14 protein-coding genes are annotated in these 20,207 nt (G+C 58.3%); 11 read left to right on the top strand and 3 right to left on the bottom strand.

What is annotated here, in order from left to right; translation table 11 throughout:
• The first annotated feature begins 16 nt into the window (after nt 1–16).
• Nucleotides 17–898 (top strand): 2-hydroxy-3-oxopropionate reductase, encoded by an 882-nt coding sequence (gene garR, locus ACA373_RS14260; RefSeq protein WP_253458835.1) that lies wholly within the window; start codon nt 17–19, stop codon nt 896–898.
• 62 nt (nt 899–960) lie between these two features.
• Nucleotides 961–2,103: a glycerate kinase gene (locus ACA373_RS14265; protein WP_253458838.1), complete on the top strand. Its 1,143-nt coding sequence runs from the start codon at nt 961–963 to the stop codon at nt 2,101–2,103.
• Between the two features lie 169 nt (nt 2,104–2,272).
• On the opposite strand, the gene barA is transcribed toward ACA373_RS14265, so the two are convergent.
• Nucleotides 2,273–5,014: a two-component sensor histidine kinase BarA gene (barA, locus tag ACA373_RS14270; RefSeq protein ID WP_370734703.1), complete on the bottom strand. Its 2,742-nt coding sequence runs from the start codon at nt 5,012–5,014 to the stop codon at nt 2,273–2,275.
• A gap of 86 nt (nt 5,015–5,100) precedes the next feature.
• Here barA and rlmD point away from each other — a divergent pair, with 86 nt between their 5' ends.
• The 5 genes from rlmD (at nt 5,101) to eno (ending at nt 13,138) form a co-directional block, all read left to right on the top strand.
• Entirely contained in the window at nt 5,101–6,417 is a 1,317-nt protein-coding gene (rlmD, locus tag ACA373_RS14275) for a 23S rRNA (uracil(1939)-C(5))-methyltransferase RlmD (RefSeq protein WP_301252640.1), read from the top strand.
• Nucleotides 6,418–6,444: 27 nt separating this feature from the next.
• A complete protein-coding gene (gene relA / locus ACA373_RS14280; protein ID WP_253458847.1) occupies nt 6,445–8,673 on the top strand; it encodes a GTP diphosphokinase in 2,229 nt (742 codons plus the stop codon).
• A gap of 223 nt (nt 8,674–8,896) precedes the next feature.
• Nucleotides 8,897–9,679 (top strand): nucleoside triphosphate pyrophosphohydrolase, encoded by a 783-nt coding sequence (gene mazG, locus ACA373_RS14285; protein ID WP_253458850.1) that lies wholly within the window; start codon nt 8,897–8,899, stop codon nt 9,677–9,679.
• Between the two features lie 326 nt (nt 9,680–10,005).
• Nucleotides 10,006–11,643 carry a glutamine hydrolyzing CTP synthase gene (gene pyrG, locus ACA373_RS14290; RefSeq protein ID WP_253458853.1) on the top strand — a complete coding sequence of 546 codons (1,638 nt, stop codon included), beginning with the start codon at nt 10,006–10,008 and terminating at the stop codon, nt 11,641–11,643.
• A gap of 199 nt (nt 11,644–11,842) precedes the next feature.
• A complete protein-coding gene (gene eno / locus ACA373_RS14295; protein WP_253458856.1) occupies nt 11,843–13,138 on the top strand; it encodes a phosphopyruvate hydratase in 1,296 nt (431 codons plus the stop codon).
• A 92-nt stretch (nt 13,139–13,230) separates the two neighbouring features.
• On the opposite strand, the gene ACA373_RS14300 is transcribed toward eno, so the two are convergent.
• Nucleotides 13,231–14,235 (bottom strand): hypothetical protein, encoded by a 1,005-nt coding sequence (locus tag ACA373_RS14300; RefSeq protein WP_253458859.1) that lies wholly within the window; start codon nt 14,233–14,235, stop codon nt 13,231–13,233.
• A gap of 136 nt (nt 14,236–14,371) precedes the next feature.
• Here ACA373_RS14300 and queE point away from each other — a divergent pair, with 136 nt between their 5' ends.
• Complete coding sequence (queE, locus tag ACA373_RS14305; protein WP_253458861.1) at nt 14,372–15,043, top strand: 7-carboxy-7-deazaguanine synthase QueE; 672 nt, start codon at nt 14,372–14,374, stop codon at nt 15,041–15,043.
• An 86-nt stretch (nt 15,044–15,129) separates the two neighbouring features.
• Here the strand turns inward: queE and queD are convergent, their stop codons facing one another.
• A complete protein-coding gene (gene queD, locus ACA373_RS14310; protein WP_125287429.1) occupies nt 15,130–15,489 on the bottom strand; it encodes a 6-carboxytetrahydropterin synthase QueD in 360 nt (119 codons plus the stop codon).
• A 305-nt stretch (nt 15,490–15,794) separates the two neighbouring features.
• Here queD and cysJ point away from each other — a divergent pair, with 305 nt between their 5' ends.
• Genes cysJ through cysH form a run of 3 tightly spaced genes read left to right on the top strand, consistent with a single transcriptional unit; the run spans nt 15,795 to nt 20,112 of the window.
• Nucleotides 15,795–17,600: an NADPH-dependent assimilatory sulfite reductase flavoprotein subunit gene (gene cysJ, locus ACA373_RS14315; RefSeq protein WP_301252636.1), complete on the top strand. Its 1,806-nt coding sequence runs from the start codon at nt 15,795–15,797 to the stop codon at nt 17,598–17,600.
• Between the two features lie 52 nt (nt 17,601–17,652).
• The gene (gene cysI, locus ACA373_RS14320) at nt 17,653–19,368 is read left to right on the top strand and encodes an assimilatory sulfite reductase (NADPH) hemoprotein subunit (protein ID WP_370734704.1); all 1,716 of its coding nucleotides are present in this window, start codon (nt 17,653–17,655) and stop codon (nt 19,366–19,368) included.
• Nucleotides 19,369–19,380: 12 nt separating this feature from the next.
• A complete protein-coding gene (gene cysH / locus ACA373_RS14325) occupies nt 19,381–20,112 on the top strand; it encodes a phosphoadenosine phosphosulfate reductase (RefSeq protein ID WP_253458870.1) in 732 nt (243 codons plus the stop codon).
• Nucleotides 20,113–20,207: the final 95 nt, after the last annotated feature.

Genomic DNA, 20,207 nt, shown 5'->3' on the forward strand with positions numbered 1-20,207 from the left:
TGTTCAGGAGACAAAGATGAAAATCGGATTTATAGGTCTGGGTATCATGGGCAAGCCCATGAGCAAAAACTTAATTAAGGCCGGCTACTCGCTGGTGGTGCGCGATCACAATGCGGAAAGCGTGGCGGAGCTGGTTGCGCTGGGCGCGACGTCCGGCGATTCGGCAAAAGCGGTGGCGGAGCAGAGCGACGTGATTATCACCATGCTGCCCAACTCGCCGCACGTGAAAGAAGTGCTGCTGGGCGAAGGTGGCGTAATCGAAGGCGCGAAGGCGGGCACTATCGTGATCGATATGAGCTCCATCGCGCCGCTGGCGAGCCGTGAAATTCATGAAGCGCTGGCGAAAAAAAGCGTCGCGCTGCTGGATGCGCCGGTCAGCGGCGGCGAACCTAAAGCCATCGACGGCACGCTTTCGGTGATGGTCGGCGGCGACAAAGAGCTGTTCGATAAGTGCTACGATATTATGAAAGCGATGGCAGGCTCGGTGGTTCACACCGGCGAGATTGGCGCGGGCAACGTGACCAAGCTGGCTAACCAGGTGATTGTTGCGTTGAATATCGCGGCAATGGCGGAAGCGCTGACGCTGGCGACCAAAGCGGGCGTCAACCCGGATCTGGTCTACCAGGCGATACGCGGCGGCCTGGCGGGCAGCACGGTGCTGGATGCCAAAGCGCCAATGGTGATGAACCGCAACTTCAAGCCGGGTTTTCGTATCGATCTGCATATTAAAGATCTGGCTAACGCCCTGGATACGTCGCACGGCGTAGGCGCGCAGCTGCCGCTCACGGCGGCGGTAATGGAAATGATGCAGGCGCTGAAAGCTGACGGGCTGGGCACGGCCGATCACAGCGCGCTGGCCTGCTATTACGAAAAACTGGCGAAAGTCGAAATCAAATAGTCCCGTGGTCCGGCCTGCTGATCCAGGCCGGAACCTTCCCGGCCCCGCGCACGGATTAACGTATGAAAATAGTAATCGCACCGGATTCGTATAAAGAAAGCCTGTCGGCTCAGCAGGTCGCCACGCAAATCGAGCAGGGATTCAGGGAAATATTTCCCGAAGCTCAGTATGTCAAACTGCCCGTCGCGGACGGCGGCGAAGGCACGGTCGAGGCGATGGTGGCGGCGACGGGCGGCAAAACCGTACGCCTGCGCGTCACCGGCCCGCTGGGCGAAGAGGTCGACGCCTTTTACGGTCTTTCCGGTGACGACAGCTGCGCCTATATCGAAATGGCGGCGGCCAGCGGGCTGGAACTGGTGCCTGCGGCGCGGCGCGATCCGCTGATCACCACCTCTTTTGGCACCGGCGAACTGATCCGCAGCGCGCTGGATAAGGGCGTACAGCGTTTTATTATCGGCATCGGCGGCAGCGCAACCAATGACGGCGGCGCGGGTATGGTGCAGGCGCTGGGCGCAAAACTGCTCGACAGCCAGGGCAGACAAATCGGTTTAGGCGGCGGCAGGCTTAACGATCTGGCGACGATAGACATCAGCGAACTGGATGCGCGGATCAAAAACTGCCGTTTTGAGGTTGCCTGCGACGTCACCAATCCGCTGCTGGGTAAAGAGGGCGCTTCCGCCGTGTTCGGCCCGCAGAAAGGGGCTACGCCGGAGCTGGTGGAACAGCTGGATAACGCGCTGGCGCACTATGCCCGGATTATCCGGCGGGATCTGGATATCGACGTGCTGTCGATCCCCGGCGGCGGCGCGGCAGGCGGGATGGGCGTGGCGCTGCACGCTTTTTGCGGCGCGGAACTGCGGCGCGGCATTGAAATCGTGACCGAGGCGCTGGGGCTGGACGAGCTGGTGCGGGACGCCACGCTGGTGATCACCGGCGAAGGGCGCATTGACAGCCAGACCATTCACGGCAAAGTGCCGATCGGGGTAGCGAAAGTCGCCAAGCGCTATAACAAGCCGGTTATCGGCATCGCGGGCAGCCTGACCAAAGATGTCGCGGTCGTGCATCAGCACGGTCTGGATGCGGTATTCAGCGTTATTTACAGCATTTGTACGCTGGACGACGCGCTGGAAAATGCGGCGGATAACGTGCGCATGACGGCACGGAACATCGCCGCCGCGCTGGCGATTGGCCAGAAACTTTCCTGACTCGTTCACTCCGTTTTGTTTGCCGTGGCCGGATGGGCAAGCGCGCCCGGTACAGTCTGAGAGCAAACAGGGCTTCTGTAACAACAAGCCTTTTGCATCGGCCTGCTGCTCCGCTGGTTTTCTCTCAGGCCGGGCCGTTGTGTTTTCCTTGCTGGCGCGACGCCTGGCCTCAGCGTCCCTTGCCCGCTACCCTCGTCAGCTTTTCCTGCGCCAGCCGGGCGACGTTTTGCATCTCGTCCAGTAGTTCAAACAGCTCCGGCTCGACGTCTTCAACGGGCATGCCGCCGCGCAGGCTTTGCTCCAGCTGCTGGCACAGCAGCTTCATGCGGGGAACGCCGCTGTAGCTGGCGCTGCCGTGCAGTTTATGAATGATATCGCGCAGCGCCCCGACGTCGCCTTCCGCCATATGGCTTTCAACCTGTTTCTGCACTTCAGGCAGGAAATCCACCAGCATTTGCAGCAGATCGCGCGCCAGATCGGGCTTGTTGGCCGCCTGACGCAGCGCCAGATCCCAGTCCAGAGAGGCAGAAAGCGTGCCCGGCGCGGCAAGAGGCTGCGCTTTGTGCGGCGCATAGCGCAGCAGCAGGTTTTCCAGCCTGGCCTCGTCGATAGGCTTGGCCAGATAATCGTTCATGCCCGCCTTAATCAGCTGCGCTCTTTCGCCATCCAGCGTATGCGCCGTCACGGCGACAATCGGCGTGGAGGCGTGCGCAGGCAGCTCGCGGATCAGCTCGCTGGCACGAATCCCGTCAATTTCCGGCATCTGAATATCCATCAGGATAACGTCCAGCGGCTGGGTTTTCGCCTGCTGGATCGCCATCATCGCGCTGTCGCACAGCACCACCCGTTCAACCTGTTCCTCCAGCAGAGCGCCGATCAGCTTCAGGTTCGCCGGATTGTCATCGACGGCCATCACCGTCAGCGGCAGCTTGTGGCGGCGGGGCAGATCGTTTTCTTCGCGGGTATGGTGATCGAGCAGCACCGGCAGCAGCCGCGACAGCGAAACCGGCTTCAGCAGGCAGGCACTGACGCCTTTATCTTTCAGCTCTTCCGCCCAGGTCTGCATCTGGCAGGGCAGAGCCATAATCACATTATCTGCACGCTCAAGCGCGGGCAGTGCCTGCCAGGGCAGCTGCCGCGAAGGTTCCTGGCTGACCGGCAAACCAATCAGCAGCGTGTCGTAATGCGCCTGCGGCAGCCCGGCAAGCGTTGGGCTATAGCTGACGGCCAGCGGCGTGCTGGCCAGCAGCGCCAGCGTGGCCTGCGCGGCGGCCGGATTCGCCTCTATATAAGCCAGCGTTTTGCCTTCCAGACAGGCTACGGCGCGCGGATCCTGAGCGGCATTCGGGTTCAGCGCCAGATTGACGTGAAACCAGAAGGTGGAGCCCTGATTCAACCGGCTATGAAAAGAGATCTCGCCGCCCATTTCGTTAACCAGCTTTTGCGTAATCACCAGCCCCAGCCCGGTGCCGCCATGGCGTCGGGAAATGCTGGCGTCGGCCTGGCGGAAAGCCTGGAACAGCTGCGACTGCTGCTTTTCAGCGATGCCGATGCCGGTATCGTGGATCTGCACCTCAAGGTCAACGCGGTTGTTGCTCTGGGAGCGCTTCTCAATGCAGATATCGATGTTGCCGTGTTCGGTAAACTTAATCGCATTGCCCAACAGGTTGACGATGATTTGCTGTAGGCGTAGCGGATCGCCGATAGTGTTGTCGGGCACGTCGGACTGAATGCTCAGCGTCAGCTCCAGCCCTTTTTCATGTGCGGACGGCGCCAGCAGGACGACGACTTCATCCAGGGTGGCGCGCAGCGGGAACGGGATGGTTTCCAGCACCAGCTTGCCCGCCTCCAGCTTGGAGAAATCCAGCACGTCGTTAATGATGCTCAGCAGGTTGTTGGCCGAACGCTCAATGGTATGCAGATAGTCGCGCTGTGTAATATTCAGCGGTGTTTTCAGCGTCTGGCGGGTAAAGCCAATTACGCCGTTAAGCGGCGTGCGCAGCTCGTGCGACATATTCGCCAGGAACTCCGACTTAATTCGCGCGGCCTCCTGGGCGCGTTTTTTAGCCAGATCCAGCTCGACGTTCTGGATCTCCATCTGTTCCAGGGTTTCGCGCAGATCGGACGTCGCCTGATCGATATTTTGCTGCATCTCTTCGTGATAGGCGGTCAGCGACATCGCCATTGAGTTAATGCCGTTTTTCAGCATATCCAGCTCGCCGAGCATATGGCCCGTGACGCGGCTGTCCAGCTGGCCGCGTCGAATACGATCGACGGTATTGACCATATCGCGGATCGGGCCGGTGACGTCGCGCATCAGACGATAGGCGAACAGCATGGCCAGGCAAAGGCAGAGCAGCAGCAGCAGGGTGGAAACAAAAACTTCTTTATACTGCTGCAGCCGCACCGACTGCAGATCCAGTTCAATGGCGACATAGCCCAACGGATTGCCGTTGGGTTTGGCGTCCTCGACCGGCGACTCATCGGGATAATAGCTTTCCGATAAAATGGGCGTGCGCAAAATGACCGAATTGCCCAGCCGCTGATAGCTGAAGGGGGTAGAGAAGGTCGCGTCTGCCGGCAGACGCAGCTTGTCGGCGCTGGCGTGATAGTTGGACGTGACAAAAAGCTGATTCTGCGCGTCGAAAACGGTAATGGCGCGCACGATATCGGAATGGCGACGGTGGAGCAGGCTGACCAGCTGCCGCACCGCCTCTTTGCTGTGGAACGTCATGCCGTATTCGCTGGAAACCGCCAGCGGTTCGATAATATTGATGCCGGCATCCACCAGCTGGCGCTGCAGTTCGTTATAGCGATGCACGATAAAAAACGTGCTCAGCAGCAGCCCAATCATCAGCGTAGGCGCCAGAATCAAGATCATCATTCGTGCCCGCAGGCTGTATTTGGTCATAATTATCCTGTGGCGCCGTCGCCAGTCGAATTAATCCTGATGCTGGTGTAGGCTACGCGGGTTTAACCACTGTCGAGACAAAAGTAATGGCGCAATTCTACTCTGCAAAACGGCGCGTGACGACCCGCCAGATCATGACCGTGACGGTTACTGACCTTGACGGCTCCGGCCAGGGCGTGGCGCACCATCATGGCAAAACGCTGTTTGTCAGCGGTGCGCTGCCCGGCGAGCAGGCGGAAGTAGAAATCGTGGAAGAGAAACGCAGCTGGGCGCGGGCCAGGACAAAACGGCTTCTGTCGACCAGCCCGGAACGGGTTGCGCCAGCCTGTCCTTACTTTGGCCGCTGCGGCGGCTGCCAGCAGCAGCACGCTTCGCCCGAGCTACAGCAGCGCAGCAAGGCCAAAGCGCTGTCGCGCCTGCTGAGCCAGCAAATTGGCGAGCCGGTGGCGGTGGAGAATATTATCGCCGGCAGCGCGTACGGCTACCGCCGCCGCGCTCGTCTGGGTCTGCACTATCATGCGCGCAGCCAGACGCTGCAAATGGGCTTTCGCCAGGCCGCCTCCAGCGAGCTGGTCGCCATTACGCAATGCCCCGTTTTGAAGCCCGAACTTGATGCACTGCTGCAGCCGTTGCACCAGGTACTAAGCAGCCTGCAGGCCGTAAGAAGGCTGGGCCATGCCGAGCTGGTACTGGCGGACAACGGCCCGCTGCTGGTGCTGCGCCATCTCGATCCGCTCAGCGCGGCAGACAGAGAGAAACTGGAACGGTTTTCGCATAGCCAGCAGGTCGCGCTTTTTCTGGCGCCGGACAGCGAAACGCTGGAGCAGATCGCTGGCGAGATGCCGTTCTATCAGCTCGACGGCCTGACGCTGACGTTCAGCCCGCGCGACTTTATTCAGGTCAACGGCGAGCTGAATCAGCAGATGGTGGCTCAGGCGATGGCGTGGCTGGATTTGCAGCCCACCGACCGCCTGCTGGATCTGTTCTGCGGCATGGGAAACTTTACGCTTCCTTCAGGAAAGCGGGTGGAAAATGTCACCGGTGTGGAGGGGGTTGCAGCATTAGTGGCAAAGGGTGCGTATAATGCGGGCCTGAATAATCTGAATAACATTGCATTTTATCAGCATAACCTGGAAGAAGAAGTGACGGCGCAGCCCTGGGCGGCGGAAGGTTTTAATAAGGTACTGCTGGATCCGGCCCGCGCTGGCGCGGCAGAAGCGATCCCTCACATTATTAAACTTGCGCCGGAAAGCGTGGTCTATGTTTCCTGTAATCCGACTACACTTGCCCGGGACAGCCAGATTTTCCTGGCTGCCGGCTATCGACCAGAAAGGATTACCCTGCTTGATATGTTTCCGCATACCGGGCACGTCGAATCCATGGTGTTATTCAGCCGAAAATAGCTTCCCGGAAGGAGGTTTGGAGAGGATATGGTTGCGGTAAGAAGTGCACATCTGAATACGGCCGGTGAGTTTGCGCTCGACCAGTGGATCACCAGTTTGGGGATCGCGAATCCCCAGTCATGCGAACGACTGGCCGATACCTGGCGCTATTGCGAAGAAACCACCCGCCATCATCCCGATGCGGCGCTCCTGCTCTGGCGCGGCGTCGAAATGGTGGAGATCCTCTCCATGCTCAGCATGGACAGCGAAAGCCTGCGCGCCGCGCTGCTTTTTCCTCTGGCGGACGCGGGCGTGGTGTCCGAAGAGGTGCTGGAAGAAAAGTACGGCAAAGCCATCGTCTCGCTGGTGCACGGCGTACGGGATATGGACGCCATCCGCCAGCTGAAAGCGACCCACAACGACTCTATGGCTTCGGAGCAGGTCGATAACGTCAGGCGCATGCTGCTGGCGATGGTGGAAGATTTCCGCTGCGTGGTAATCAAGCTGGCCGAGCGTATCGCCCATCTGCGCGAGGTGAAGGACGCGCCGGAAGACGAGCGCGTGCTTGCCGCCAAAGAGTGCACCAATATCTATGCGCCGCTTGCTAACCGTTTAGGGATAGGCCAGCTGAAATGGGAGCTGGAGGATTTCTGCTTCCGCTATCTGCACCCGGATGAATACAAACGCATCGCCAAACTGCTGCACGAGCGCCGCATCGACCGCGAGCAGTATATCGACACTTTCGTGCAGTCGCTGCGTGACGAGATCGTCAGGCAGGGCGTCAAAGCGGAAGTGTACGGCCGCCCGAAACATATCTACAGCATCTGGCGCAAGATGCAGAAAAAATCGCTGGCGTTCGACGAGCTGTTTGACGTGCGCGCCGTGCGTATCGTCGCCGAACGTTTGCAGGACTGCTACGGCGCATTGGGGATAGTGCATACGCTTTATCGCCACCTGCCCAGCGAATTTGACGACTACGTCGCCAATCCCAAGCCGAACGGCTATCAGTCGATTCATACCGTGGTGCTGGGGCCGAAGGGCAAAACCGTTGAGATCCAGATCCGCACGCGGCAGATGCATGAAGACGCCGAGCTGGGCGTGGCCGCACACTGGAAGTACAAAGAGGGCGGCACGACCGGCAGCGCGCGCGGCGCGTCGGGGCACGAAGAGCGTATCGCCTGGCTGCGTAAGCTGATTGCCTGGCAGGAAGAGATGGCGGACTCCGGCGAAATGCTGGACGAGGTGCGTAGCCAGGTCTTTGACGATCGCGTCTATGTGTTTACGCCTAAAGGCGACGTGGTGGATCTGCCCGCTGGCTCCACGCCGCTGGACTTTGCTTACCATATCCACAGCGATATCGGCCACCGCTGCATCGGCGCAAAAATCGGTGGCCGCATCGTGCCCTTTACCTATCAGCTGCAGATGGGCGATCAAATCGACATCATCACCCAAAAGCAGCCGAACCCAAGCCGCGACTGGCTGAATCCCAACCTGGGCTACGTCACCACCAGCCGTGGGCGATCAAAAATTCACGCCTGGTTCCGTAAGCAGGATCGCGATAAAAATATCGTCGCGGGCAAGCAGATCCTCGATAACGAGCTGGATCACCTGGATATCAGCCTGAAAGAGGCGGAAAAGCTGCTGCTGCCGCGCTATAACGTCAACTCGCTGGACGAGCTGCTGGCCGCTATCGGCGGCGGCGATATTCGTCTGAACCAGATGAGCAACTTCCTGCAATCGAAGCTGAACAAGCCGAGCGCGGAAGAAGAAGATCGCGAGGCGCTGCGCCAGCTGACGCTGAAATCCTCCGTGCCGCGCAGCAAGGAGAGCGGCCGCGTGGTGGTCGAGGGCGTCGGCAACCTGATGCACCATATCGCCCGCTGCTGCCAGCCGATCCCCGGCGACGATATCACCGGCTTTATCACCCAGGGACGCGGCATCTCTATCCACCGCGCCGACTGCGATCAGCTGACCGAGCTGATGTCGCACGCGCCGGAAAGAATTGTCGATGCGGTGTGGGGCGAAAGCTACTCCAGCGGCTACTCGCTGGTGGTGCGCGTCACCGCCAACGATCGCAGCGGCCTGCTGCGCGACATCACGACTATCCTCGCCAACGAGAAGGTCAACGTGCTGGGCGTCTCCAGCAGGAGCGATACCAAAAAGCAGCTGGCGACTATCGATATGGATATCGAAATTTACAATCAGCAGGTGCTGGGCCGCGTGCTGGCCAGGCTGAACCAGGTGCCGGATATCATTGACGCCAGAAGGCTGCATTAATGCCTTCCCCCTGCCCGGACAGGCCTGCTTAGGCGACGACCCTGCAAGCCTGCTGCCTGGTTGCCGTTTTGCGCGCCGGCCGCGTTTATCCCTGTCAGGGGATAGCGCGCTGGCCGGGCGCAGGTGGTCTGCTGATGACCGAAGCTTTATTCCTTTCCCTGCATGAATTTTGCCTTGCCATGCCGTATAGTCGTTTTTTTCTTCCTTACAAATGGACTCCGTTATGAACGCTATCGATCGCCTGCTGGGCATCATGAAAACCCTGCGCGATCCGCTAGCTGGCTGCCCGTGGGATCGTGAGCAGACCTTTGCCAGCATCGCGCCTTACACCCTTGAAGAAACCTATGAAGTGCTGGACGCCATCAGCCGCGAAGATTTTGACGACCTGCAGGGCGAGCTGGGCGATCTGCTGTTTCAGGTGGTGTTCTATGCGCAGATGGCGCAGGAAGAAGGGCGCTTTGACTTTAATGCCGTTTGCCAGACCATCAGCGACAAGCTGGAGCGTCGCCATCCGCATATCTTTGGCGATGCGCAGGTTCGCGACAGCAAAGAGGTGCTGGTGAACTGGGAAGCGATTAAAACGCAGGAACGTGCCGGTAAAGCGCAGCACTCGGCGCTGGACGATATTCCTCGCGCGCTGCCCGCGCTGATGCGCGCGCACAAAATCCAGAAGCGTTGCAGCAACGTCGGCTTTGACTGGCATACGCTTGGCCCGGTGCTGGACAAAGTTTACGAAGAAATTGATGAAGTGATGCACGAAGCCAAACAGGCGGTCATCGACCAGCAAAAGCTGGAAGAGGAGATTGGCGATCTGCTGTTTGCCACGGTTAATCTCTCGCGGCATCTGGGCAGCAAAGCGGAAACGGCGCTGCAAAAAGCCAACGATAAATTCGAGCGTCGCTTCCGTCAGGTAGAAGAAATTATCGCCGCACAGGGATTGCCAATGCAGGAGGCCACGCTGGAGCAAATGGAGGCCGCCTGGCAGCAGGTGAAGGCGAAGGAATAGCAGGGCCTGAAAAGGGAAAATCTGTTTCTCCCGTCCGTTAGCCCGTCTTTCGCGGCGGGCCAGCGCGCCCCTTTTGTTTTTTCCGCTTTGCTATCCTGGCAGCGGTCGAATTATTCCCTCGTGGCGAATAACTCGCTGACTCGATTCAACAAAAGTGTGATCGTAATCAACTTCAGCACGCAGAGAATCGGGTACTCTCGTGACGGTCAATACGATGGCTGGCACATAACCGGAAACGATTAATTGTGGCATGCAGGGGAATCCCGTATACTGTTTTCCCGTCCTGGTTATTCCATCGTCTTTAAACCTACTTTCTCAGGTTCAGCATGACAACGAACTATATTTTTGTGACCGGCGGGGTCGTATCCTCTCTGGGTAAAGGCATTGCCGCAGCCTCCCTGGCCGCCATTCTTGAAGCACGTGGTCTTAATGTGACCATCATGAAGCTGGACCCGTATATCAACGTGGATCCGGGTACCATGAGCCCTACTCAGCACGGCGAAGTCTTCGTCACCGATGACGGTGCGGAAACGGATCTCGATCTGGGCCACTATGAGCGCTTCATTCGCACCAAAATGAGCCGCCGCAACAACTTCACCACTGGCCGTATCTACTCGGAAGTGCTGCGCAAAGAGCGTCGCGGCGACTATCTGGGCGCGACCATTCAGGTGATCCCGCACATCACCAACGCCATTAAAGAACGCATCATCGAAGGTGGCGAAGGTCACGACGTGGTACTGGTGGAAATCGGCGGCACCGTCGGCGACATCGAATCCCTGCCGTTCCTTGAAGCGATCCGCCAGATGGCGGTTGACGTTGGCCGTGAGCACACCATGTACATGCACCTGACGCTGGTGCCTTATATGGCGGCGGCGGGTGAAGTCAAAACCAAGCCAACCCAGCACTCGGTGAAAGAGCTGCTCTCTATCGGCATTCAGCCTGACGTGCTGATCTGCCGTTCAGACCGCGCCGTGCCGGCCAACGAGCGGGCGAAAATCGCGCTGTTCTGTAACGTGCCGGAAAAAGCGGTTATTTCGCTGAAAGACGTTGATTCTATCTATAAAATTCCGGGTATGCTCAAATCGCAGGGCCTGGATGACTATATCTGCAAGCGCTTCAACCTGAACGCGCCGGAAGCGAACCTGGCCGAATGGGAACAGGTTATCTATGAAGAAGCCAATCCGGGCGGCGAAGTCACCATCGGCATGGTCGGCAAATATGTTGAGCTGCCGGATGCCTATAAGTCGGTGATTGAAGCGCTGAAGCACGGCGGCCTGAAAAACCGCGTAACGGTCAACATCAAGCTGATCGATTCGCAGGATGTGGAAAGCCGTGGCGTAGAAATTCTGAAAGATTTGGATGCTATCCTGATCCCTGGCGGCTTCGGCTATCGTGGCGTGGAAGGCAAGCTGATGACCGCTCGCTACGCGCGTGAAAACAATATTCCTTACCTGGGCATCTGCCTGGGGATGCAGGTCGCGCTGATGGAGTTCGCGCGTAACGTAGCCGGTATGGCGGATGCGAACTCAACGGAATTTGTGCCAGACTGTAAGTACCCGGTCGTGGCGCTGATCACCGAATGGCGCGACGAAGAGGGCAACGTTGAAGTGCGTTCTGAGAAGAGCGATCTGGGCGGCACCATGCGCCTGGGCAGCCAGCAGTGTCAGCTGACGCCGGACAGCCTGGTGCGCCAGCTGTATGGCTCCGACACCATCGTTGAGCGCCATCGCCACCGCTATGAAGTCAACAATATGCTGTTAAAGCAGATTGAAGCGGCCGGATTACGCGTTGCCGGGCGTTCTGGTGACGATCAGCTGGTCGAGATCATTGAGATCCCGAACCATCCGTGGTTTGTTGCGTGTCAGTTCCACCCGGAATTCACCTCAACGCCGCGTGACGGTCATCCACTCTTCGCCGGCTTCGTTAAGGCAGCCAGCGAGCACCAGAAGCGTTTGGCGAAATAAGTAGTTTTCATGGCAGCGCGCGAATTTATACTTGCCAGGTTTTGAGCTGAAGCAAGGCGGCTATCGAGTGGATCCCCGGCGCTTACTTTAGTAAGTGACCGGGGTGAGCCAGCCAGCACCGCTCCGGCTCGAAAGATAAGAACTATTTTCGCGCGTTGTTTGTCTGAGTTTTAAGTTAACTTGTACTGAGGAAAAACTAATGTCCAAAATCGTTAAAGTCATCGGTCGCGAAATCATCGACTCTCGTGGCAACCCGACCGTTGAAGCAGAAGTGCATCTGGAAGGCGGTTTTGTCGGTATGGCGGCCGCACCATCAGGCGCTTCTACCGGTTCCCGTGAAGCGCTGGAACTGCGTGACGGTGACAAATCTCGTTTCCTGGGTAAAGGCGTGACCAAAGCCGTTGCAGCCGTTAACGGCCCAATCGCTGACGCGGTAACCGGCAAAGATGCCAAAGACCAGGCAAACATCGACAAGATCATGATCGATCTTGACGGCACCGAAAACAAATCCAAATTTGGCGCTAACGCCATTCTGGCCGTTTCTCTGGCTGCGGCTAAAGCTGCTGCTGCCGCTAAAGGCATGCCGCTGTATGAGCACATCGCCGAGCTGAACGGCACCCCGGGCAAATTCTCTATGCCGCTGCCAATGATGAACATCATCAACGGCGGTGAGCACGCCGACAACAACGTCGACATTCAGGAATTCATGATCCAGCCAGTAGGCGCGAAAACGCTGAAAGAAGCGATCCGCATGGGTTCTGAAGTGTTCCACACCCTGGCAAAAGTGCTGAAGTCTAAAGGCATGGGCACCGCTGTAGGCGACGAAGGCGGCTATGCGCCAAACCTGGGCTCCAACGCCGAAGCGCTGGCCGTTATCGCGGAAGCGGTAAAAGCAGCAGGCTACGAGCTGGGCAAAGACATCACGCTGGCGATGGACTGTGCGGCTTCTGAATTCTACAAAGACGGCAAATATGTACTGGCTGGCGAAGGCAACAAAGCCTTCACTTCCGAAGAGTTCACTCACTTCCTGGAAGATCTGACCAAACAGTACCCAATCGTCTCTATCGAAGACGGCCTGGACGAATCCGACTGGGACGGCTTTGCCTATCAGACCAAAGTGCTGGGCGACAAAATCCAGCTGGTGGGCGACGACCTGTTCGTGACCAACACCAAAATCCTGAAAGAAGGTATCGAGAAAGGCATCGCTAACTCCATTCTGATCAAATTCAACCAGATCGGTTCTCTGACCGAAACCCTGGCTGCAATCAAAATGGCGAAAGACGCGGGCTATACCGCAGTGATTTCTCACCGTTCAGGCGAAACCGAAGACGCAACTATTGCCGACCTGGCAGTAGGTACCGCAGCGGGCCAGATCAAAACCGGTTCTATGAGCCGTTCTGACCGTGTTGCCAAGTACAACCAGCTGATCCGTATCGAAGAATCGCTGGGCAGCCGTGCGCCGTTCAACGGTCTGAAAGAAGTTAAAGGTCAGTAAGCTGACGTTTTCCCGGCCTTAAAGGTCGGGATGATCTGAAAGCCCCGTCTCTGGACGGGGCTTTTTTATTGGCTATTTACCGGCCGTCACGCTTAGCCTTTCAGTTCAACCTTCAGGTTTTTGGTGCTGCTGCCCAGGGTGCTCGCATCATCGGAAGGGATAACATAGCCCTTGTCGGCGGCCACATGCTGCCGGTAATAATCCACTACCGCCGCGTCCTGCTGGTTTGAAGTCGTGGATTTTTTCAGGCCATAAACGTTGCCGTCCGCGTCTTTCGCTTTAATGCCGTCGGGCGCGTTTGAAACCAGATCGTCCAGCGTCCCGGAAACCCTGCCGTCGCCCTTCGCGGGGCCAATGGTCATGGCCGCGTTATTGCCTTCGATATAGCTGACGTCGTAATAAGTCTGTCCGCTGCCGCCGTCAAATTTCACCTCGCCCAGCGTCGCGTTGGCGCCGTCGCCTGCGGTGCTGCGGAAATTGCCCGACCAGTTGGCATCAAAGTTCTGCGTTTTGGTTTCGCCCGGTTGCAAGGTGAGATCGTCAGGCCTGGCGCTGCCGTCGGCGTTGGGCGTAAAGGCGATGGTCATGGGCTTGTCGCCTTTGTTTTCAAACGTCAGGCTGTTTTTGGCAGGATCGAGCGCTGTATTGCTGTTTACCGCCTGGCTGCTGCTGGTGGATGAGGCGGCCGTAACGTCAGCGTTTGCGGCCGTTGTGGTCTGCGACGGCGCGGCGGTTCCGTTGGCTAAGGGCGTGGTCGAAGGGCCATTAGCGACCGCTGGCGAGGCGGCGTTGATGCGTTCGGGCGAAGCGTGTGCCTTATTCACCTGCTGCGCCAGCGAATCGATAGCGGACAGCGCCGTCTGTAACAGTTTGCCAATCTGCTGCATAAACTGATTAAACGAAGAGCTGCCCGCGTCATCCTGCCCATTTTTACTCAGCTCCGGCAGATTACTGGTCGCGGGCGAGCCAAAGCTGATGCTGCCCGTGCGCGCGGCCTGCGCGCCGGACTGCTGCTGAGGCGGCTGGAACGCGCTCGACGCCTCGCTGCTGGCATTCAGCAGTACGCGATTCAGTAAACTGCTGATGGGCATGTTCATAGGATTACCTCAGAAAAGAGTGATGAGGTTAGGTGGGATAAAAAGTTGCCGGGTTCCCCCGCACAATGTGATTTGGTTAAAAAGCCGCTATCTGTCATACTTTGCGCCCTTATTTTTACAGTCAATTGAGAGCGTGATGCAGTACCCGATTAATGAAATGTTCCAGACGTTGCAGGGCGAAGGGTTTTATACCGGCGTTCCGGCAATTTTTATCCGCCTGCAGGGATGCCCGGTGGGCTGCAGCTGGTGTGATACCAAACACACCTGGGATAAGCTGGCCGATCGGGAAACCTCGCTGGGCGATATCTTGCTGAAGACGGTGGAAACCGATGCATGGGGCGCGGCGGACGCGGAGGCGTTACTGGCGGTAATTGCGCAGCGCGGCTGGACGGCCCGGCACGTGGTGATCACTGGCGGCGAGCCCTGCATTCACGATCTGACGCCGCTGACCGAAGCGCTGGAGCAGCAGGGCTTCAGCTGCCAGATTGAAACCAGCGGCACGCATCGGGTGCAGTGCAGCGAAAAAACCTGGGTTACCGTTTCGCCTAAGGTCAATATGCGCGGCGGCTATGATGTGCTGAACCAGGCGCTGGTTCGCGCTGATGAAGTGAAGCATCCGGTGGCCCGTCAGCGCGACGTAGAGGCGCTGGACGCCCTGCTGGCGACGCTGAGCGACAGCAAGCCGCGTATCATTGCCCTACAGCCGATCAGCCAGAAAGACGACGCGACCAAACTTTGCATTGAAACCTGCATCGCGCGCAACTGGCGCCTGTCGATGCAGACACACAAATACCTGAATATCGCCTGATAAAAAAAGGCGGCACCGAGGCCGCCTTTTTAGTTAATCCCTGTCATTGTTATCCATAGGCTTCGGCGACCTCTGCCGCCAGAGCATCAGCCTTTGTAAACGCAGCCCGCCGTGCAGGTCTCTTTGATCATCACGGCGCTGAGCAGAGGCAGCGTCGGCTTCATCCGATCCCAGATCCATTTTGCCAGCACTTCGCTGGTCGGGTTTTCCAGCCCTGGGATCTCGTTCAGATAATAGTGATCCAGCCTGTCGTAAAGCGGCCTGAAGGCCGCCTTCAGTTCGGCAAAATCCATGACCCAGCCGGTATGCGCGTCCACTTCGCCGGTGATTTCGAGCCGCACCAGGAAAGAGTGCCCGTGCAGGCGGCCGCATTTATGGCCTTCCGGCACGTTGGGCAGGTGGTGAGCCGCCTCGAATTGGAAATCTTTAAACAGCGTGGTAGCCATATGACAGTCTCGGTTATTTCTCAAAAAAACGGGCGAAGTCTACCTGAAAAAGCCTTTTTTCGCACCCGTTTCCCGGCCAATCCGCACATCCTGGCCCGTAGCAAAAGCGCCTTCTGACTAAGTTCATAATAAACAATAAGTTAATTAACCGGTTTCGCCGCTATCGCTTACTTGTAAAACCGTTTAGTCATTTTGGTTATTTTATATTACCAACCCTTCTTTAAGGGTTATTATGCCAGTCGTTACCCTAACGTTATCTTGCTGTCTTTACGGCCCTGACCACCGATACTGGAACTTTCAACGCAATGACGACTCAGGCACCTCCTGCTTCTCTGCTTCCGCTTAACCCGGAACAGCTTTCCCGCCTTCAGGCGGCAACCGGCGATTTCTCTACCACGCAGCTGGCCTGGCTCTCCGGCTACTTCTGGGGCATGGTCAATCAGGCGCCGGGCGCGGTAACCGCCAGCGCGCCAGCGCCGGTCGATGCGCCAACCATTACGCTGCTTTCCGCCTCGCAGACCGGCAACGCCCGTCGCGTCGCCGAGCAGCTGCGCGACGATCTGCTGGCGGCTAAGCTGAACGTGAACCTGGTCAACGCGGGCGACTACAAGTTCAAGCAGATCGCACAGGAGAAGCTGCTGGTCGTGGTTACCTCCACGCAGGGCGAGGGCGAGCCGCCGGAAGAAGCCGTGGCGCTGCATAAGTTTCTGATGTCAAAGAAAGCGCCGAAGCTGGCCGACACCGCTTTCGCGGTCTTTGGTCTGGGCGATACCTCTTATGAGTTCTTCAGCCAGGCCGGCAAAGATTTCGATAACAAGCTGGGCGAGCTGGGCGGCGAACGCCTGCTGGATCGCGTGGATGCCGATGTCGAATACGCGGCCGAAGCGGAACAGTGGCGGAAAAAGATTGTAGAGATCCTGAAGGCGCGCGTGCCGAGCGAATCGCCGGCCGCAGCGGCAGTCACCGCTACCGGCACGGTTAACGAAGTGCTCAGCAGCCCTTACACCAAAGAAGAGCCGCTGACCGCCAGCCTGGCCGTGAATCAGAAGATCACCGGCCGTAACTCGGATAAAGACGTGCGCCATATCGAAATCGACCTGGGCGATTCCGGGCTGCGCTATCAGCCGGGCGACGCGCTGGGCGTCTGGTATGAAAACGATCCTGCGCTGGTGCAGGAGCTGGTCGGGCTACTGTGGCTGAAAGGCAGTGAGCCCGTAGAGGTCAACGGCGCTACGCTGCCGCTCAGCGAAGCGCTGCAAAAGCATTTCGAGCTGACGGTCAATACCACGCAGATCGTCGAGCAGTACGGCAAGCTTAGCCGCGATGAAAATCTGCTGGCCTTGGTCGGCGATAAGAGCCGTTTGCAGCACTATGCGCAGACGACGCCGATCGTGGATATGGTGCGTCAGGCGCCAATCGAGCTGCGCGCCGAACAGCTGACGGCGCTGCTGCGTCCGCTGACGCCGCGTCTTTATTCTATCGCCTCTTCGCAGGCGGAGAGCGAAAGCGAAGTGCACATTACCGTCGGTGCGGTGCGCTATGACATCGATGGCCGCGCGCGCGCGGGCGGCGCTTCCAGCTTCCTGGCGGATCGGCTGGAAGAAGACGGCGAAGTCCGCGTCTTTATTGAACATAACGATAACTTCCGCCTGCCGGCCAATCCCGAAACGCCGGTCATTATGATTGGGCCGGGCACCGGCATCGCGCCGTTCCGCGCCTTTATGCAGCAGCGCGATAACGACGGCGCAGAAGGCAAAAACTGGCTCTTCTTCGGCAATCCGCACTTTACCGAAGACTTCCTGTACCAGGTCGAATGGCAGCGCTACGTGAAAGACGGCCTGCTGACCAATATCGATCTGGCGTGGTCGCGCGATCAGCAGCAAAAAGTTTACGTGCAGGACAAAATTCGCGCCAAAGGGGCGGAAGTGTGGCGCTGGATCCAGCAAGGCGCGCATATTTACGTGTGCGGCGACGCCAACCGTATGGCGAAGGATGTGGAGCAGGCCCTGCTGGAAGTGGTGGCGGAGCATGGCGGTATGGATACGGAAAGCGCCGACGAATTCTTAAGCGAGCTGCGTATCGAGCGCCGCTATCAGCGCGACGTCTACTAGCCGGCCCCGCCGGATATCCGGCGGCACTAACGAATATTAAAGAGAAAGCCTTATGAGCAATGAAAAACATCCTGGCCCGTTGGTGGTTGAAGGCAAGCTGACCGACGCCGAGCGCCTGAAAAAAGAGAGCAACTATCTGCGCGGAACTATCGCGGAAGATTTAGATAACGGCCTGACCGGCGGTTTCACCGGCGACAACTTTCTGCTGATCCGCTTCCACGGCATGTACCAGCAGGACGACCGCGATATTCGCGCCGAGCGCGCCGAGCAGAAGCTGGAGCCGCGTCACGCGATGATGCTGCGCTGCCGTCTGCCGGGCGGCATCATTACGCCGACGCAGTGGCTGGCTATCGATAAGTTCGCGGCGGACAACACGATTTACGGCAGCATTCGTCTGACCAACCGCCAGACCTTCCAGTTTCACGGCATCCTGAAGGGCAACGTCAAGCCTGCTCACCAGATGCTGAGCGAAGTCGGCCTGGATGCGCTGGCAACGGCGAACGACGTGAACCGTAACGTGCTGTGCACCTCGAACCCGATAGAATCCGAGCTGCATCAGGAAGCCTACGAATGGGCGAAAAAACTCTCCGAGCATCTGCTGCCGCAGACCCGCGCCTATGCGGAAATCTGGCTGGATCAGGAAAAGGTCGCCACCACGGATAAAGAGCCGATCCTGGGCGAAACCTATCTGCCGCGTAAGTTTAAAACCACCGTAGTGGTGCCGCCGCATAACGATGTGGATCTGCACGCTAACGATCTGAACTTTATTGCCATTGCCGAGAACGGCAGGCTGGTCGGCTTTAACCTGCTGGTGGGCGGCGGATTGTCTATCGATCACGGCAACAAAGCGACTTACGCGCGCACCGCCAGCGAGTTTGGCTATCTGCCGGTCGAAAAAATCCTCGACGTCGCGGAAGCGGTCGTCACCACGCAGCGCGACTGGGGCAACCGTACCGATCGTAAAAACGCCAAAACCAAGTACACGCTGGAGCGCGTGGGCGTGGAAACCTTTAAGCAGGAAGTGGAGCGCCGCGCCGGCCTGACCTTCGAGCCGATCCGCCCTTATGAATTCACCACGCGCGGCGACCGTTTCGGCTGGGTGAAAGGGATTGATAACAACTGGCATCTGACGCTGTTTATTGAAAATGGCCGCCTGCTGGACTATCCGGGCCGTCCGCTGAAAACCGGCCTGGCCGAAATTGCGAAGGTGCACAAAGGCGACTTCCGCCTGACCGCCAATCAGAACCTGATTGTGGCGGGCGTGCCGGAAGCGCACAAGCCGGCGATCGAAGCGCTGGCCCGCGAGCACGGCCTGATGGAAAACGTCACCGCGCAGCGCGAAAACTCGATGGCCTGCGTGGCGTTCCCGACCTGTCCGCTGGCGATGGCGGAAGCCGAACGTTTTCTGCCGTCGTTCGTGACCCGCGTGGAAGAGCTGATGACGTCGCACGGCGTGGGCGATGAGCATATCGTCCTGCGCGTGACCGGCTGTCCTAACGGCTGCGGCCGCGCGCTGCTGGCCGAGGTCGGCCTGGTCGGCAAAGCGCCGGGGCGCTATAACCTGCATCTGGGCGGCAACCGCATCGGCACGCGCATCCCGCGTATGTACCGTGAAAACATTACCGAAGATGAAATTTTAACCACCCTCGATCATCTGTTGGGTCGCTGGTCAAAAGAACGCGAAGCGGACGAAGGCTTTGGCGATTTCACTATCCGCGCTGGCGTGGTGGAACCTGTTCTCGATCCGGCTCGCGATTTTTGGGCATAACGGAGGCGCGAAATGGCTGTACTCGATCTCTCGGCACTGAATGCACTACCCAAAGTCGAACGCGTAATGGCGTTGGCGGAAATCAACACCAGGCTGGAAAAGCTGTCGGCACAGGATCGCGTTATTTGGGCGCTCGAAAATCTGCCCGGCGAGGCGGTGCTTTCTTCCAGCTTTGGCATCCAGGCGGCGGTGAGTCTGCATCTGGTGACCCAGGCGAAGCCGGATATTCCGGTGATCCTGACCGATACCGGCTATCTGTTCCCGGAAACCTATCAGTTTATTGACGAGCTGACCGATAAGCTCGGTCTGAACCTGAAGGTATTCCGCGCCGAACAGAGCGCGGCGTGGCAGGAAGCGCGCTACGGCAAGCTGTGGGAGCAGGGCGTGGAAGGCATCGAACGCTACAACGAGATCAACAAAGTTGAGCCGATGAACCGCGCGCTGGAAACGCTGCATGCGCAGACGTGGTTTGCCGGTCTGCGTCGCGATCAGTCCAGCAGCCGCGCCCATCTGCCGGTGCTGGCTATTCAGCGCGGCGTGTTCAAGGTGCTGCCGATTATCGACTGGGACAACCGCCAGGTTTATCAGTATCTGAAGGAGCACGGCCTGGGCTATCATCCGCTGTGGGATCAGGGCTATCTGTCGGTTGGCGATACGCACACCACGCGGAAGTGGGAGCCGGGCATGGCGGAAGAAGAAACGCGCTTCTTCGGCCTGAAGCGCGAGTGCGGCCTGCACGAATAACGTTAAAGGGCGGAGGTTATCTTCCGCCCTCATTACAAACAAATTATTAAAACCCGCCAATCCTTGTCTTTATTACACATCCATACCCAGCGATA

It is taken from the genome of Erwinia sp. STN24 (genome assembly GCF_041320675.1).
GTDB lineage: Bacteria > Pseudomonadota > Gammaproteobacteria > Enterobacterales > Enterobacteriaceae > Erwinia > Erwinia aeris.

Excerpts from the sequence above, each read along its gene's own strand:
- ACA373_RS14265 (WP_253458838.1), top strand. The coding sequence starts at position 961 with ATGAAAATAGTAATCGCACCGGATTCGTATAAAGAAAGCCTGTCGGCT.
- cysH (WP_253458870.1), top strand. The coding sequence starts at position 19,381 with ATGGCTGTACTCGATCTCTCGGCACTGAATGCACTACCCAAAGTCGAA.
- barA (WP_370734703.1), bottom strand. The coding sequence starts at position 5,014 with ATGACCAAATACAGCCTGCGGGCACGAATGATGATCTTGATTCTGGCG.
- relA (WP_253458847.1), top strand. The coding sequence starts at position 6,445 with ATGGTTGCGGTAAGAAGTGCACATCTGAATACGGCCGGTGAGTTTGCG.
- pyrG (WP_253458853.1), top strand. The coding sequence starts at position 10,006 with ATGACAACGAACTATATTTTTGTGACCGGCGGGGTCGTATCCTCTCTG.
- cysJ (WP_301252636.1), top strand. The coding sequence starts at position 15,795 with ATGACGACTCAGGCACCTCCTGCTTCTCTGCTTCCGCTTAACCCGGAA.
- eno (WP_253458856.1), top strand. The coding sequence starts at position 11,843 with ATGTCCAAAATCGTTAAAGTCATCGGTCGCGAAATCATCGACTCTCGT.
- cysI (WP_370734704.1), top strand. The coding sequence starts at position 17,653 with ATGAGCAATGAAAAACATCCTGGCCCGTTGGTGGTTGAAGGCAAGCTG.
- queD (WP_125287429.1), bottom strand. The coding sequence starts at position 15,489 with ATGGCTACCACGCTGTTTAAAGATTTCCAATTCGAGGCGGCTCACCAC.
- rlmD (WP_301252640.1), top strand. The coding sequence starts at position 5,101 with ATGGCGCAATTCTACTCTGCAAAACGGCGCGTGACGACCCGCCAGATC.
- ACA373_RS14300 (WP_253458859.1), bottom strand. The coding sequence starts at position 14,235 with ATGAACATGCCCATCAGCAGTTTACTGAATCGCGTACTGCTGAATGCC.
- queE (WP_253458861.1), top strand. The coding sequence starts at position 14,372 with ATGCAGTACCCGATTAATGAAATGTTCCAGACGTTGCAGGGCGAAGGG.
- mazG (WP_253458850.1), top strand. The coding sequence starts at position 8,897 with ATGAACGCTATCGATCGCCTGCTGGGCATCATGAAAACCCTGCGCGAT.
- garR (WP_253458835.1), top strand. The coding sequence starts at position 17 with ATGAAAATCGGATTTATAGGTCTGGGTATCATGGGCAAGCCCATGAGC.